Below are 14,915 nucleotides of genomic sequence, written 5' to 3'. Positions count from 1 at the left end.
GCGGGCAAGTAAGCTCTCTATGAGGCCATTGGTGACGCCGAAGATCGGCGCGTGGGCACGAAGCCAGCCGCTGAGCGCGGCAGCAGGAGAAAATCCTCATGTGCGTGATCCCGATGACGATACGGTCGGATGTCGTCGCGCTCGTCGCGAAAGGCCTGCATGTGCGTCGCCAACTGACAAGTAAACCTCCAGAGGGACTGCTTCCGATGGTTGGCATGCCAATAGAAAACTATGCGCTCTGGTTTGACGAATCGACTTCGCAATGCACAATGAGCCTGCCTATCCTTTTGCTTGGATAAGGCGACGAGAGCCCCAGCATCCCGGCCTCCAGGCCCCCCAGAAGGTGCTGGGGCTTTTCGTTCTTCCGATTGTCCCAGCCGGTGAGGGCGGAGCTGCTTCTCTGCAAATACTGATCCTGTGACGGCCACGACCGCGTCGGGGTGGCGGGAAGCTCGTTGTGCTCTGCTGGCATTGCTGTCAGACCGAGCGGGAGCTATGGCGATTATAATGGAGCATATTGGGCTATCGGCGAGCGAAATACCTCGCTTCCCAACGACGACAAGTGCGACGAATTTGAAGACGATACAGATCTCGGCGGAAACTTTGATGGTCGACGTACGCTACCCGGTCAGCTCCCCCGCTGGCCACTCCGATCAGGCATTATAGATGCCGCGAACGCTGCTTCCGATTTTTCCGAGCAGCGCAACAAGAGATGTCGCGCTTTCTCGCACCCTTTAGCCTCAGCCTCTCGTCTTTGACTTTCTGTATGGATTCAATTCGCTAGCGGTCCGATAGTCATCCAGATTCCCGCCCAGAAACAGTACCTCGCGCTCCTCGGTTGGGGTATCGCTCACAAGCCTAGCCTTGTCCGGATAGAGATGGTCTCATGCTAGAGGGTTTAGCTGTCGATCAGCTGACGAGTTTCATTGCTTGAAGATCCAGCCCTTGCGACTGTGGCGCCCGTCCATTGTTCATCGCAGAGCTGACTTTGGCGAGATGGCGCCATCGTCGCTAAATCCGGCAGTGCGAAAGTCGGGCAGATGCGGCCCGGCGGAGGCGCAACGATCCTGAGCTTGAGTTGCGTAAGGAAGGCTGCCGAGGCAGGCTTGCATCGATCGTGAATCGATGGCCCGAAAGTGCCGCTCGAGACGCTGGCTCTGGTCGGAATAGCCGAGCTTGTCACAGCCATCGGGCTCGTGACCGGTTGGCGTTGCGTGGAAGCGACATTGTGCTCTGCTGGGATTCCTGACGGAGCGCGAGGATTCGCGTGGGCTCGGCGACCTGGAACGGCGTCGGGCAGCGCCTTTGCCGTGGCCTCAGGCCAACATCAAGGACGCCGCCAAGATGGCGTGTTGTTGTTCGATCGAGATCGTTCAACCCGAGGGAACGATTTTATGAAACCTTGTGCACGTGCATAGGGGAATCTGCTTTGCCCGGATCGGTCGTTCAATCCTCGCGATCGTGAATCTTGGCCTCAACGATTTCATTCGGTTGATGAGGTCGTAGGGACTAACTTGCCCGGTGCTGCACCAGACTTGGCACTACAGCGGCGAAAGCCTTGCGGTCTGGCCTGCAGCGTAGCCATAAGAAAAAGGAACTAGTAGAGCGATCTCCGCAATCGGTCGTATCGGCGGTGAAGAAATCGCGTATACGCTCATCCGGAAAGTGACGCAGGGGCCGTCGGGAAACCCGTGCAGTCCCAACCAATGCAATGCCAGGATCAATGCTTCGACAGATGTATCGATAGCTTCGATGGCTGGGCGAGAGCTCGAGCATAAACGGCTCCGCTGACTCCGATTGACTTAAGGCGAGGCCCTGCCGAGATATCCGAACGTATCCATTCCGTAGATAGACCCAATCAAGAAAATCAATTTTACCACTTGCGGTGAGGTCATATAGACGTGGCGGACGGCTGGGGCCAACCTAGGGAAGCGACTCTAGAATGAAAAAATTCGTGATTGTGACTGCGAGCGCCTTCACGCTTGGAACGCCGGCGGTGCCGACCTTTGTTGCTGAGGTTGCCGCCCAACCGGTCGCCACCAAGGTGCAGGTAGCCGATACGTCATATCCTCAATGCGCGGATGACCCGTTGGATGGTATCTGCGACTTATTCTTCTGTTTGACCGATCCCTCGTGCGTGCAGCACTAACGACGGAAGACAACCAAGCATAGAACGAGGATAGAGGCGCCGGCCGCTAGCTGGACAGCGGTCGCGTCCTCCTCCTCCGGCTACAGCCGACTTCCCGTTCTTGCCGGTGAATGATGCTAGCGCTACAGACCTCAATCGCCTTGGCTCCCATTGGTCGTTCCTGCTGGTGGATCGCCGCGTTCGGCTCGTTACCTATCACTATGACTCAGTTCTAGGATATAATGATACGCAGCAGGATCGCTGAACGAGTCGGGGCCAACCTGCAAGACGCGCCCATAAGCCAGCAGAGCAATCAGTACGACTGCGGCGTCGTCGTGGTTGATGGCACGCGGGCACTGGTCAGTCGATTAGCAGAAGGTCCGCAGCCAGACCTGAACCTTAGGAACCTCGTCGTCGATCGGCGGGCACTGCAAAGCCGTCGGAGAAACTGAACGCGGTCTGGGACTCGCAGGCGACTCGGCGCGTCCCATATGAGGCTTCGCCTGGTCGAGCTGGCTGAATCTGCTCTTGATGACGCGGCCAGCCGGTCTGTGAGGAGCACTGCGGACAGGAAAAGAAGTGCGCTGGATCGCGGCGCGCGTGCGAGCATCCCGACAACTCCGAAATCGGTGCGCCAAAGGCAAAGAGGCAGGCGGACGATGTAGGCGGACGTCGCTACTCGGTGTTCCCGATTGAGCACCCCGGATGCCATACTTTCCAATATAGCCGCGAACTTCAGAACGCCCGAATACATTTATCTCGCCGTAAGCCTCCAAGGCTCACCTGCCGGTAAAGATCAAGACTTACCGAGCACATGTGTGCGTCCGGCTATGTTCAAAGGCCAAGCCAACTGCGATTTGATCAAAGCCGTTGCGTTCCGGTCTCTGAAGCTGTTCAAGTTTCGCCACAGGAGCTTTGGGATCGCGCGGATAAGGACAGGGTGCTTAACAACGATCAGGCAACGCGCATGCTGAGCTCCGCTTTGTCACCAAGGCCGGGACGAGATTAAAACGCGGGTAAAATCGTTGAGTTCAGACCTCCTGCCTAATGTTGCCTCGGCGCGCTTCAAGGTGAGATCCATAGCGCTCCGTCGAGTTGTCAATCGCCAAACAAGAATCGCAAAATTCGCAGCTGGCGTTCAGCCACCCCGCCACAAAATGATCTCTCATGTGAGAAGGCAGACGACAACCTACCAGCCTTGGTGAGTTGATGACCGTGCTGGATCAATTGATTTGAAGCCAAGCAATGATACACAGGAAAGTGCTGCGAGCCCTCATCGAGCATCTTCACGTGCGCTCGCCATGGAATCATCGTGCGAACAGGGCTATGTCGGCTCTTTCAACCTCAGCAAAGCCCATTTCTCTATCCGCTAGATATGTCGAACGGCAGCACGTTATCACCGGTTTCCGAAATTTTACATGCGTACTGGCGCTCCGATCGGTGGTTGCTTCTCGTCGTTGTCGCCGTGGTGCTGATCTCAAGCGCGACCAGCGTCGCAGCGCCCTATGTATTTTCGTGTCTCATTGACCGTCTCCCGCGCGAGGAAGACATGTCGGTGCTTGCGTGGGGGTTCGCAGGCTATGCGGTCCTACTTGGGGTAGCCTCCGCATTGCAGCGCATGCTGCAGTATCTGTCCTTCATGACAGCCGAGAACCTGGGCTTCATCGCTGCAACGGGCTTCTTTGATCGCATCTTGAGGAAAACCGCGCCCTTTTTTCTTGAGCACAATCCCGTAGAGATACAGAATGCGGCCGCGCGCGGGCGCAGCGCCCTGACGGCTTTGGTCCAGCTTGGGATCGTCGTCTTCATCCCTGCTGCAACACAACTTCTACTTACGTTCGCCACTCTCGGCGCGCTCCTCAATATCCAGATCGCTGCAATCGTCGTCGTCTATGGGGCAGTCCTAATTGCATTGACGTGGAGTTCCACGCGTCGGGCGTACGTGTTCCTGGAACGAGCCAGAGAAGCCGGACAGGACAATGCGCGTTTCGTTGGCAACGTCATGAGCTCCATGGACACCCTGCGCTATTTCGGCAGTCATTCCTGGATGAGCCAGCGCTTTACGATAACGGCGCGGGAGGTGCGTGATAACTGGCGCGCCTATGTGTTGCAACGCGTTGCCTACATCGCCGTGCTCGGCCCAGCCGTCGCGCTACAATTTGCGGTCACGTTTTTCCTTCTCATACCTGAATACCAGGTCGGGGCGGTCACCATCGGGGATATGGTGCTATTCAACACGCTTCTACTCCAGCTCAATATGCCATTCGAGATGGTTGCGCGCGCCATCTCTGACGCGGCGCGGTCGCGAGCCGACCTCATCCCTCTGGCTAGACTATGGGCCGCACCCGAAGAGCGGAGACCGTCTCACGCTCAAGATTTCACGCCCTCCGCTGGCCAGCTCTCTTTCGAGGGCATTGGTTACGCCTACGACAACGGTCGTGGCGTTACGGACGTCTCGTTTGTGGCTGGGCGGGGTGGGATTACCTTCCTTGTCGGTGAATCGGGATCGGGAAAATCGACAATCTTTAAGCTCGTCTTGAAATCGATTGAACCGGACCGCGGTCGTATTCTGGTAGATGGAACCGATATAGCGGGCATCGAACGCGCGGATTGGTATGCCGCAGTTGCTGTCGTGCCGCAGGACGTGATGTTGCTCAATGAGTCGCTAGCCGACAACATCCTGCTAGGGCGGCCCCGCAACGAGGTGCGCCTTCGCGCTGCGTCGGAAAAAGCCGCTATTCTCCCCTTGATCGAGGCCTTGCCTGAAGGATTTGACACAGCAATTGGAGAACGTGGTTTGAAGCTTTCCGGCGGGGAACGCCAGCGTATTGCTATTGCCCGCGCGCTTTATGGCGAGCCGGCGATCCTTCTTCTTGACGAGGCCAGCTCCGCGCTCGACGAAGAAACCGAGCAGGACATTATGAACCATATCCGTACGCTAGCCAAAGATGTGACCGTGCTGGCGATCACTCACCGCAAGGGCGTCGTTTCTACAAGCGACGTCGTGGTCGACCTGACCGACTGCGGCTTGTCAGTGACATAGCCGAAGTGAATGATCGGCCCGGCGCGTTGACGCCGCATAGAAGGTGCAGCGCCGGACGAGATGCCTTCGCCGTTCAAGGAGCTACCCACGTCATAGAGACCATCCCCGGTATCTATGATGGAATCGGGGCCCTGTGCTCCGGTAGACGTGAAGTATTCTAGGGTGCCGATTGCCAATCTGCGACGCGTAAGTTGGCGATCGGCCGGCTTGCGGTCGGAACAGGCTCCTTCGTCCTGAATTCAGGCTGCACCAGACGGAATTCTGCGCATATGTGCCGCGATTGAAGAGCTCGGCGACCAGGTAGACATCGCCCCGCTACCCATTACTCGCGTCCGGACGGCAACATCGGCCACGATGCCTTCGCGGGCATTGGCGAGATGGACATGGTCCTGCGCCGTCACCCGGATCGCAGGCGCCGCCCTTGCACGCATGCGCTTGACCACGACGGTGGGTATGCAACTCAGGAAAAACGGTGGACGCGATCTCTTCCGGAGAGCAGGCGGTGCTTGGGGGCGTGTCGAGCGCGTGCCGACGGCGTTTTTCGATCCCGGCAAGCAGCCGCCTTACTCATGGCGTCCGCTTTGCCGATCGCATGTGTTGTTCAACCATCGCCGGCCGAGATCCTTGAACTGCGGACGGCGCGATGTCGGCCTCACACCGACACGGATTTTCTAACGAAGCTCTGGCAAAACGGGATCGAGTTCTTCCTGCTCAAGCGTCTTGGCTCCATCTTCCGCCAGGTACGCTGCCAGCCGCGCGATACCGGACTGTGGTGAGCATCTGGCGGGTGCGGATTTTTTGGACGGCATTTGTCCCGAGCGCTCCGCAATTTCGACGCTCATCAGGTGGGGTCGGATCGGTCGGCCGATGGCGCGCTCGATGGTGTGGAAGATCCAGGTCCCGTCGGGATCGATGTCCGACCAATGAAAGATTGGCGTCTTTTCGGATACCGACCCTGCGATCATCCGCAGCGCCTGCTGGGTGGCGAGCGAAGGGTAACCGCCGACATACATCGTCGTTCCCAGTCGACCGGGGTCCGCCTCGGCAATGTGTCGGTTGAAGCTTGCGAAGTTTTCGATCGTCAGAATGTATGCCGGTGGCTCCCGAAAACGAACGCGATCTGCTTCCTTGGGAGTGATTCCGAGGTAATGTGGAGAAATCCTGGAGAGGTCGGCTCCATCGAGGTCGATTTTTCCTGCGACCAGCAGCGGTGGCGCGAAGCGTTCCAGTCCGATTGCCCGCAGTGCCTCGCGGGGCCGCGCGCCGGGGGGAAACTCCAGGATGCCGCTCAGGAGCCGCACGACCGCACCCTCGATGCGTTCGAGCGTCTTGCTGTGACCCACCGTCCGTCGCGAGAAGGTCTTGTAGTCGACGTCGAGATGCTTGTCGTCCAGGATGGCCTGGGCGAGAACGAAGGCGTCGCGCAGCATCTCGACGTCGGACGAAGCGAATCCGTGCCACGTCTTCCCCCGTCCCCAGACCTCGGCGATTTGGGAAGCGCTGTTCTTCAGAGAGTCGCGCAGCGCCGATCCGGCGGCAAGCCTTGCCGCAGCGTCCTGCGCAATCCGCGACGCGGGGGTGCGGTCGAGATATCGGTATAGGATCTCCGCCGAGGCCAGCCGCACGTGTGCGACCTGATCCCGCTTGACGCCTCGGCCCCAGCCAACGGACACCGCGCCGGTACCTTCGGCTTCCCTGATCTGTTTGAGGAAGGCGTCCGCCGCGACGACCGAGACGAAGGCGGCATAATCCGGGTGCGCGATCGGGCTCGCGGCGCCGGCCTCGAAGCGATCGAGCAGGTCATTCAGGAGGCCGTTCGCGTCCGTGAAACGCCGCGCCATGGCTACTCGGCGGCCAGACGGCTGGCGAGCTCATCTTCGGACATTAGGTCCGGATCGATTGCCATCAGCTCGCGCTTGGCCTTCTCTTTCAGTTCCACCACGGTGGCTCTGGACTGCTCGCCAATGCGGTCCACTTCCACGATCGTATCCATGTGCTCGAGCACGGCGACCCGCTTCTCGAACGGCGCCGCGATCACGAATTGGAGCCCGAGATTCTTATAGAAGCTCATCATCTGCCGCTGGTTCTTGCCGTCCATTTTCGAGAAGGCCTCGTCGAACATGGCGAGAGCGAAGCCGGCGGGCTTGCCCGTACGACGCTCGGCGCTGCCGTAGACGGCGGCGAGCGAAGCGCCGATGGCGACATAGATGGGTACCTGCTGTTCGGCGCCCGATCCGGTGCCGCGCCGCTGCTCCCAGCGGGTCGAGCGGCCGGTAGCGACATCCTCCATGTGGATCTCGAAGGTGTAGAAGTTGCGGTAGTCCTCAAACTGGGTGAAGTCCTTGTCGGGATCCTCTAGCAGCGCCTCGAGTGCAAGAATCGTATCCTTGTGCGGGAAGTCATCGGGCACATCGCCCCGGAACAGCATGTCGAGCGCCTCCGGAGAGGTCTTGGCGATCTCGATGATCTTCAGGATGGGCTGGAATTCCACCACTTGGGTGCGATGGAACGAATATCTCTCGTTGTGGAAGGAATGTGCGTAGAGGCTACGGTTCAACGACTGCAGTTCCCGCTCCATCTTGCCGATCCGGGCCGTGAGCGCGTTGATGAACTCGCCGCGAAGTAGCGTAGAGGCCTTTTCTGCTGCTTCTCGGGCCTGCCGTTCGTACTGGCGCAGCTCGTTGGATTCGATATCCGAGATGAGCTGCTCCATCCAGGGCTTCACCTCGCGTAGCGGCTCGCTTTCGGCGCCAACTTGCGAGCTCATCCCGAATTGGTCGAAGTAATCGTAGAGGAACTCGCGAACCCGGCGCTCGATCCGGACGCGCTCGACGTCCGAGGCGTCGGCATCTTTAACCGCCTTGTCTGCGATGGCACGGTGTTTCTCAGCAAAACCGCCTTTTGCTGCGGCATCGAGGCGCTCGCGGTAGACGAGCCTGCCTTTCGCGGCGGAGTAGAGCGGGAAGGTCTTGCGGTAGATCGATCGGGCGACCCGGAGGTTGAGCTCGGAGCCCGGCACGTTCTCCCCATCTTTGAGCCTCCTCTCGGCCGATCTGAGTTCGCCGTCATGCTCGCCAAACGCCTTCTGCTGGGTCTTTCTCTCGTCGAGCCTCTTGTCCTTCAGCTTCTGCTGCGCTCGCTTCTTGTCGCGAAGGCCGCCGTCGCCCGCACCATCGAGTGCATCGAGCCTGGCATGGGCTTCGCCGATCTCGATCTGCGCGGCCGCGAAGGCCGCAGCGAAAGCCTTCAGGTCGTCACGCCCCTCACAGATGTTCTTCAGAGCGGCAAAGGCCTGCTCCGCGGCTTGGGCCTCCTTGCTCTTGTCGGCCAGGAGCCGATCCAGTTCCTCGGCCTGATCTTGCAGGGAGCGCAGGGCGTTCGCCTGGGCCGCCTTTCCGATCTTGTGCTGCGAGGCTTCGATCCAGCGATGGGTCCTGACGAGTCCATCGTCGTAGAGGCCGTCCTTCATGATGGCCCGGCCGGGCCTATTGAACTGATCGAGCGTGTCGGCGAGACGGACCGTGCCGTAGCGGCGCATGATGAACGCCATCGCGTCCGGATCCTGGCTCCGGAAGATGGAGGGGAAACTGCCGCGCTCCGGCTTGGCCCTGAACTGCTCGAGCTTGTTCAGGCTCACGAGGGATGCGTGGCGAAACTCGCGGCGGCCTTCCTTGAACATCGCCGTGGCGGCGCTGATGTCCGCTCTGTCCACGAACACCGCCTCCCGGTCGCGGCCGAGGAGCGCCTCGGCGGCCCCCACCCATTCGGGTTCGGCGACTTCGATGATGTCACAGAGCACGCGCGGGGCCATTCCCTTCTGCCGGAGCCTTCGGCAGAGGAGTTCAGTGTCGTCGCCAAGATAGGCCCGCGCCCCTCCGGAGGCGTGCTGTCGGACCCGTTCCAGCACCTCGTCGCGCCGGCCTCGCAGCCCGGAAAGCTCCGCGATGATCGCCTGACGCGCTTCGTCGATCTTCGGCAGCCATTTCGCACCGCTGGTCGCGAAGGATTTCTCGGCCGCGGAGAGCTCGTCTGAGACGCCCGCTATGTCGGCCCCGACGGCGGCGGTTAGAAGACGCTCCAGCGCAGGGACGAAGTCTTCGAAAGAGTCCGCGCACATCGCCCGGAGCGGATACAGGCTGCGGATGTTATCCAGGCGTGCCTTGAACTCGGCCGAGGCGCGGTGCGCCGCCTGCGCGGCCACATCGGCGCTCTGCTGCAGCGACTTTCTTCCGGTCTTGGCATCGTGCTCGGCGATCGCCGCCGTCAGGCGTTCGATCTCCTGATCGATGGCCTTGACGTCCTCCTCGATGAATTCGAGTTCTTTTGCTGCGGCATCTCGGCGCGCCATCTCGGTACGCCGTTTGGTCTTAAAGTCCAGGTTGATCGCGCGCGCCGCGAGCCAGGCCGCGCGTTTGGCGATCCACTCCTCCCTGAACTTGGTCTCGAGCGCCTCTTCGAGTGCGGCGAGAACCCCCCGAAGTGCCCTCAGGGCTTCGAGTCTGAGGCGCATTTTCCGGATCGTTTCGCTGATATTGCGGTAGGTCTGGATCGACTCGCGCAGCTCCTTGATCCCGATCGGACTGTCCTCGAGGATATAGTTCCGCACGAACTGCGTGGCCGTCTGGTTGTGATCGAGCGTCATCGCATTGACGATCGACTTTTGCAGGGCGCTTGCGTTCTGCTCGCCGTAGGGCGAATGCGGCAGGAGATGGCGCATGTATTCGCGGACGTAGTCGCCGGCCCGATCCGGGCGCGCACGTCTTCCCACTGCGCCGGGAACTGCAACTTCCCTCGCTGTTCGATGAAGTCCTTGGAGCTTAGAAGGGTGCCGACGGTGACGAACAGCGCCAGCACGGTTTCCCTGCTGTCTGACTTCCGCGCCTCGAGCGCCATGCCGATTGTGACCGGCGGCCGCGCGCCTTCCGTGTCTTCAAAACCGAGCGCGATGTAGGTGCGCGCCTCGTCGCGCCGGCGCTGGTCCTCGCCGAGCGTGCCGAGACAGTAGTCGACGACGCTGCGCTTCGAGCCACTACGCGACTTTCCGCTGTCGCCGGCGACTGCGTTCAGGCGCAGGAACCGCCGGCTGCCGCCGGTGAGTACGACTTGGGCCATGTCCAGGATCGTCGATTTGCCGGAACGGTTCTCGCCAAGGACGCCGACGTGCCCCGTCACGTCGATGTCCGCGACGTCGAACAGGTGCCAGTTCACCATCGTCAGGTGGCGTAGCTCCATCATGCCTCGTCTCCCGCGGGCTGCGGAAAGCGGGCCTCCTCGCTGCGCACGTAGCGCTCGAGCCGTTGCAGGGCGTCGCCGCCGCTGATCAGCTTGATCATCGGGCGGATCCTGACCTCGCAGTCCTGCTGCTCGTCGTCGAAGTCGCCGATCTCGACAAGGCTGCGCTGGGCAGCCTCGCGCAGAATGTCGCGGAAGCGGGCGGCCGAGATCGCGCCTCCGCCGCCGTGCTGCGCCATCTCGCGGTAGCGGTCGAACAGATCGTTCAAGGTGGCGACCACGACGGCCCGGTCTTCGACCGCTCCGACGTTCACCTCTTGCTGCCAGTACGCTGCCAGCACCAGAATGACGATGGTTTCGTCGAGCTTCATCCGGGGCAGCGGCACGTCCTCATCCATGGCGACGATGCCGGCCCACTGCGCCTCCGGATCGCGATGGACGCGGTATCCGCAACTATCGAAGAAGTCATCGACCACGTTGCGGAAGCGGCCGTCCATGATCATGTTGTAGACGGTTCCGGTTCTGGGATCTCCCGCGAACACGAACTGCCGCCGCAGCAGGAAGTGCAGCGCTTTGCGGAGGTCGGCCGCCTTTTCCGCGCCGAAGGAGCGCTCGACGTGTTCGAACTCACTGAGCATTGGGCGCCTCCGCTTTCCGGAGCCTGCCGGACCGCCTGACCAGGAAGTTCGCGCAACGAAGCCAATCGCTGTCGTGTGGCGGCGTGTCTGGGCGCGGCTCCAGATCGAATCCGGCCGCGACCTGCGGCGGAACCTCGCCCGTCAGCGCATAGCGGCGGGCGCAATCGAAGGCGAGGAAGTCGTCCACGGTGTCGATTTCCATGAAGCGAGCTTCCTTGGTCGCGAATGGCGGCACCTGGCCCTCAAGGAATCGTCTGACATCCTCGGGCCGGGGCGCGATGCGAGCGATGTACTCGAGACGGAGCTTCTTCCTCAGCTCGTACAACGGGTCCGAGGGCGGGCCGGCGAGCTCCCTTGCCTCGACCGGGCGGCGCGGCTGCCTGGCCGGCGCCTGATGGTGCTCCGACCAGGGCGACCGCAGCGGCTCAATACTCCACTCGACGGTCGCCCTATCGTGCCTGCCGTCTCGCAGCAGAGCGTCCAGCCGCCGCACCAGGTCGCCGGCCCGGCCGACGAGTCCTTGCCCGCCGCGCTCGGCGTACTTGATGGTATTGCGGACCCGGGCCTCGAGCTGCCTGCGGAAGGCCTCGATCCGTTCGAACATCTCGCCGATCTGTTCGAAGATGTTTTCGATTGCAAGCAGATCGTCGGCCGCCGCCATTCGACCGTCCTCGACGTCGGCGGCCATGCTGGAAGCGGTGTACTCCTCGGCGAGGACTTGCATGGTGTCCGGTGTATAGGAGATCCGCCGTGCGAGATCGACGATGGCATCGCGGAAGCGGTACGGATGGTTGACGGTGAGGATGGACTCGAAATCCTTCAGCAGGAGCTGGTCGACGAACTCCTCGAAGAAGGCTTCCAGCCGGGTAGCCACCGTCTTCGATTCCATGACGGTCCGTCGGATCCGCTTCAGGTCGGCCAGAATGGCCCGCAGGCTCTTGGTGAACTGGTCGGCCTGGTTGCGTGCCTCGCGGACGGCGAGCGCGGCTTCGCGCTGCTTGCGGTCGGTGATCTCGGGCCTCAGCTTTTCGACGGCTTCGAGATTGAGGCGGATCTGCACGATCAAGCCGCCGAACCGCTGCGAGAGATCCTTATTGAGGCTCGCGAGCCGCTGGATCACGAGCAGCGGTCCCATAGCCATGTCGACCGTGACACGGAGCCCGTATTCCTCCTCCTCAAGCCAACCCCAGGCGAGCAGCCGCGCGTAGAGTTGCCGCGCCAGACCGAGCGCCTTGTCGCCCTTCTCGGACGCGAGCGCGACGTCGGCCTTCCGGATACGGCGGCGACCTGCCGAGATCATTTCCGGCAAGGTGCCGAAGTCGTCGCCTTCGCTCCAGAGGGCTGGGTTGGCGCGCATGACGTCATAGATGGCGTGGACGACCTGCTGCGGAGTCGGGAACGACGGCGCGCCTGAAAAGAAGCGTTCGAGGAGGTCGAGCAGACAGGCCGCGTACAGGTGCTTGTGATCGCGCGAGAAGGCCAAAAAAGCCTCATCATGCAAATGACGGAACAAGGACAATCGCTACCACTCCTGAATCGGCGTCATCCAGAGAAGGGGCGAGCTGCCCTGCCCCTAACCTCATGATCTACTGGGGAAATACTTCAGTCGAGATGCATCGCGAGGACTCGCAACCAGAAGGGTTTTGTTCGCTGTATGTTCCTATATAGCTTGCCGAAGGGAAGCTGTCGAGCCTCAGGGCTCCGTGCCGGCGCTTTGAGGGAGGGATGGGTCTTCGGGGAAAAGCCGTTCAAAGAACTTCGGCAAGCTATGTTGTCCAATGAGACAAAAAAGCCCCGCTATTCGGCCGAAGTAGGCGCGGAGATCTTAGGGAAGAACTATTGAGGACGGAAGCCTCCGGGCTGACGGACGAGCAGGGCTCCGTTGAGTATCCAAGCCGGGCGTGGTGCTAAGGTGGTCGCAATCTGTAGTTTGTGCCCTGCGAACCGCTGAAGTGTGTAACGGCCGCGCTTCTGCCGCCTCCATCTCGTTTGCCGACGGAGGGCTTGAGGATTGAGCCCACCGTTCGATGCCCCGAGCAATGAGACCCCACACGCTCATGGCCTTTCATGCCCTTGCCGTTCTGATTTTGGCCCCTGCTAAGTAATATCAAGCAGCGGCTAAGTTATTGATTTTTATTTTTTATTTCGATAAACCTTGCGTGTTGTCAGAAATTGGCTTATGTTTCTGACAACGGAGGGAAACCATGCAAACCGTCGCCGAGCGTATTTTGAGTTATGCCCAAGCACTTCCAGAAGGCACTTTGATCGGTGCTAAGGAAGTTTTGCATTTGGGAAGCCGTGCTGCGGTCGATCAAGCTTTGAAGCGTCTCGCCAAACGCAACGAGTTGATGCGTCTTGCCCATGGGCTCTACGCTCTGCCAGTGAAAACACGTTTTGGCATACGCGCGCCGGCTGCCGAAAAGGTCATCGAAGCGCTGGCTTCCACGCACGCGGAAACGATCGTTCCACACGGAGCCGCGGCCGCGAATAAACTTGGTCTCACTACGCAAGTGCCGACGAAGCTCGTCTATTTGACCTCCGGTCCAGATCGTCAGTTTCGTCTCGGAGCACAGACGGTTGAGATGCGGCATGCACCGCACTGGATGCTTCTGCCGACAGACTCGATTGCTGGACAGGCAATCCGGGCTCTTGCCTGGCTCGGCGAGCGAGAGGCGGGCGAGGCTCTTAAGGTATTGAAGCGCAAGCTGTCCGACGACACTTTGCAGGATCTCGTCGCGCTGCGTCGCGCGATGCCTCCGTGGATGTCGAAATCCGTCAGCCAATCCCTTCTAAATCATGGCTGAACTTTACCTGACGCTCTCTCGTGACGAGAGGCTTGAGGCACTTGGCGTCGCCGCCACCGCCTCAGGCCGCCCGGTCCATCTTTTGGAGAAGGACATCTGGGCCGTTTGGGCCCTGCAAGGACTCTTTGACTCTGAATTGGGTGAGCATCTTGTCTTTAAGGGAGGTACGTCCCTCTCCAAAGGTTACGACGTCATCGAACGGTTCTCGGAGGATATCGATCTCACTTACGATGTCCGCCGGATCATTCCTGAGCTTGCCACGGGCGACCCACCCATACCCGCTTCGCGAAGCCAGGCCGACAAGTGGACAAAGCTTGCTCGCGAGCGGCTCACCGCCTGGGTCAAAGACAAGACACTTCCTGTCCTACAGAAACACGCAGCAGCTACAGGAGTCGACGTCACGTTCCGTGTTGAGAACGATGTCATCTATGTCGACTATGAAAAGCTGACCCAGGGCTTCGACTATGTTCCGCCCTGGATCAAGCTCGAATTCGGTGCGCGCTCGACCGGTCAGCCGTCCGAGACGAGAGAGATCACCTGCGATGCGGCGAAATCCCTGTCCGAGCTCGAGTTTCCTGTAGCGACCCCAAAAATCATGCTTCCCAAGCGCACCGTTTGGGAGAAAGCAACGGCCGTCCACGTTCTTTGCGCTCAGGGTATCGCGGGCGATCGTGTGTCGCGCCATTGGTACGATCTCGTGAAGCTCGATGATAAGGGATTTGCGCAAGCCGCCTTCGATGACAAAGTGCTGGCGCAGGAAGTCGCCGATTGGAAGAGCAAGTTCTTCCGGGAGAAAGATCGCGACGACAATGTCATCGACTATCACGCCGCGATATCCGGCAAGCTTCAGTTAGTTCCTGACGAAAAGATGCGTAAGGACCTTGAGGCCGATTATCAAAAGACGATCGACGCTGGATTACTTCTCGGCGAACCTGAGCCGTTTGAGCAGCTCATGAAGCGCTGTGAAGCTCTGCAGCGGCGCGCAAATAGTAAGTGAGGCCGGTTGCTGGAACGGACGCTTCGAAAGATTTCCGACGTATAGAAGCTGTGCTGAGGATTGCCGAAGATGA

The 14,915-nt window shown here is 60.3% G+C and carries 9 protein-coding genes; 4 read left to right on the top strand and 5 right to left on the bottom strand.

The features are described 5' to 3' along the window. Window positions 1-1,942 precede the first annotated feature (1,942 nt). Together J2R80_RS41300 and J2R80_RS41295 are read left to right on the top strand one after the other, a co-directional pair. Window positions 1,943-2,149, top strand: coding sequence for a hypothetical protein (locus tag J2R80_RS41300; protein ID WP_253640774.1), 207 nt, complete (start codon window positions 1,943-1,945; stop codon window positions 2,147-2,149). Between the two features lie 1,423 nt (window positions 2,150-3,572). Continuing rightward, window positions 3,573-5,171, top strand: a complete 1,599-nt coding sequence (locus tag J2R80_RS41295) for an ABC transporter ATP-binding protein (protein ID WP_253640773.1) — start codon at window positions 3,573-3,575, stop codon at window positions 5,169-5,171. Between the two features lie 671 nt (window positions 5,172-5,842). Here the strand turns inward: J2R80_RS41295 and J2R80_RS41290 are convergent. The 5 genes from J2R80_RS41290 to J2R80_RS41270 are packed head-to-tail and all read right to left on the bottom strand — an operon-like array spanning window position 5,843 to window position 12,560. Beyond that, window positions 5,843-7,012 carry a Wadjet anti-phage system protein JetD domain-containing protein gene (locus tag J2R80_RS41290; RefSeq protein WP_253640772.1) on the bottom strand — a complete coding sequence of 390 codons (1,170 nt, stop codon included), beginning with the start codon at window positions 7,010-7,012 and terminating at the stop codon, window positions 5,843-5,845. Between the two features lie 2 nt (window positions 7,013-7,014). Beyond that, a complete protein-coding gene (locus tag J2R80_RS41285) occupies window positions 7,015-9,888 on the bottom strand; it encodes an SbcC/MukB-like Walker B domain-containing protein (RefSeq protein WP_253640771.1) in 2,874 nt (957 codons plus the stop codon). Further along, the gene (locus tag J2R80_RS41280) at window positions 9,810-10,406 is read right to left on the bottom strand and encodes an ATP-binding protein (protein ID WP_253640770.1); all 597 of its coding nucleotides are present in this window, start codon (window positions 10,404-10,406) and stop codon (window positions 9,810-9,812) included. The genes J2R80_RS41285 and J2R80_RS41280 overlap by 79 nt, the downstream gene beginning before the upstream one ends. Then, the gene (locus J2R80_RS41275) at window positions 10,403-11,041 is read right to left on the bottom strand and encodes a DUF4194 domain-containing protein (RefSeq protein WP_253640769.1); all 639 of its coding nucleotides are present in this window, start codon (window positions 11,039-11,041) and stop codon (window positions 10,403-10,405) included. The genes J2R80_RS41280 and J2R80_RS41275 overlap by 4 nt, the downstream gene beginning before the upstream one ends. Then, window positions 11,031-12,560: a Wadjet anti-phage system protein JetA family protein gene (locus J2R80_RS41270; RefSeq protein ID WP_253640768.1), complete on the bottom strand. Its 1,530-nt coding sequence runs from the start codon at window positions 12,558-12,560 to the stop codon at window positions 11,031-11,033. The genes J2R80_RS41275 and J2R80_RS41270 overlap by 11 nt, the downstream gene beginning before the upstream one ends. A gap of 685 nt (window positions 12,561-13,245) precedes the next feature. On the opposite strand from J2R80_RS41270, the gene J2R80_RS41265 reads away from it, so the two are divergent. Both J2R80_RS41265 and J2R80_RS41260 read left to right on the top strand, forming a co-directional pair. Beyond that, window positions 13,246-13,845, top strand: coding sequence for a DUF6088 family protein (locus J2R80_RS41265; protein WP_253640767.1), 600 nt, complete (start codon window positions 13,246-13,248; stop codon window positions 13,843-13,845). Next, the gene (locus J2R80_RS41260) at window positions 13,838-14,842 is read left to right on the top strand and encodes a nucleotidyl transferase AbiEii/AbiGii toxin family protein (RefSeq protein ID WP_253640766.1); all 1,005 of its coding nucleotides are present in this window, start codon (window positions 13,838-13,840) and stop codon (window positions 14,840-14,842) included. The genes J2R80_RS41265 and J2R80_RS41260 overlap by 8 nt, the downstream gene beginning before the upstream one ends. The last annotated feature ends 73 nt before the right edge of the window (window positions 14,843-14,915 follow it).

The organism is Bradyrhizobium sp. USDA 4541 (genome assembly GCF_024171085.1).
Taxonomy (GTDB): domain Bacteria; phylum Pseudomonadota; class Alphaproteobacteria; order Rhizobiales; family Xanthobacteraceae; genus Bradyrhizobium; species Bradyrhizobium australafricanum.
Note: the sequence above shows the minus strand (reverse complement) of the source record. Positions and strands in the feature narration are given on the sequence as shown.

Excerpts from the sequence above, each read along its gene's own strand:
- J2R80_RS41300 (WP_253640774.1), top strand. The coding sequence starts at position 1,943 with ATGAAAAAATTCGTGATTGTGACTGCGAGCGCCTTCACGCTTGGAACG.
- J2R80_RS41290 (WP_253640772.1), bottom strand. The coding sequence starts at position 7,012 with ATGGCGCGGCGTTTCACGGACGCGAACGGCCTCCTGAATGACCTGCTC.
- J2R80_RS41285 (WP_253640771.1), bottom strand. The coding sequence starts at position 9,888 with ATGCGCCATCTCCTGCCGCATTCGCCCTACGGCGAGCAGAACGCAAGC.
- J2R80_RS41280 (WP_253640770.1), bottom strand. The coding sequence starts at position 10,406 with ATGATGGAGCTACGCCACCTGACGATGGTGAACTGGCACCTGTTCGAC.
- J2R80_RS41275 (WP_253640769.1), bottom strand. The coding sequence starts at position 11,041 with ATGCTCAGTGAGTTCGAACACGTCGAGCGCTCCTTCGGCGCGGAAAAG.
- J2R80_RS41265 (WP_253640767.1), top strand. The coding sequence starts at position 13,246 with ATGCAAACCGTCGCCGAGCGTATTTTGAGTTATGCCCAAGCACTTCCA.
- J2R80_RS41260 (WP_253640766.1), top strand. The coding sequence starts at position 13,838 with ATGGCTGAACTTTACCTGACGCTCTCTCGTGACGAGAGGCTTGAGGCA.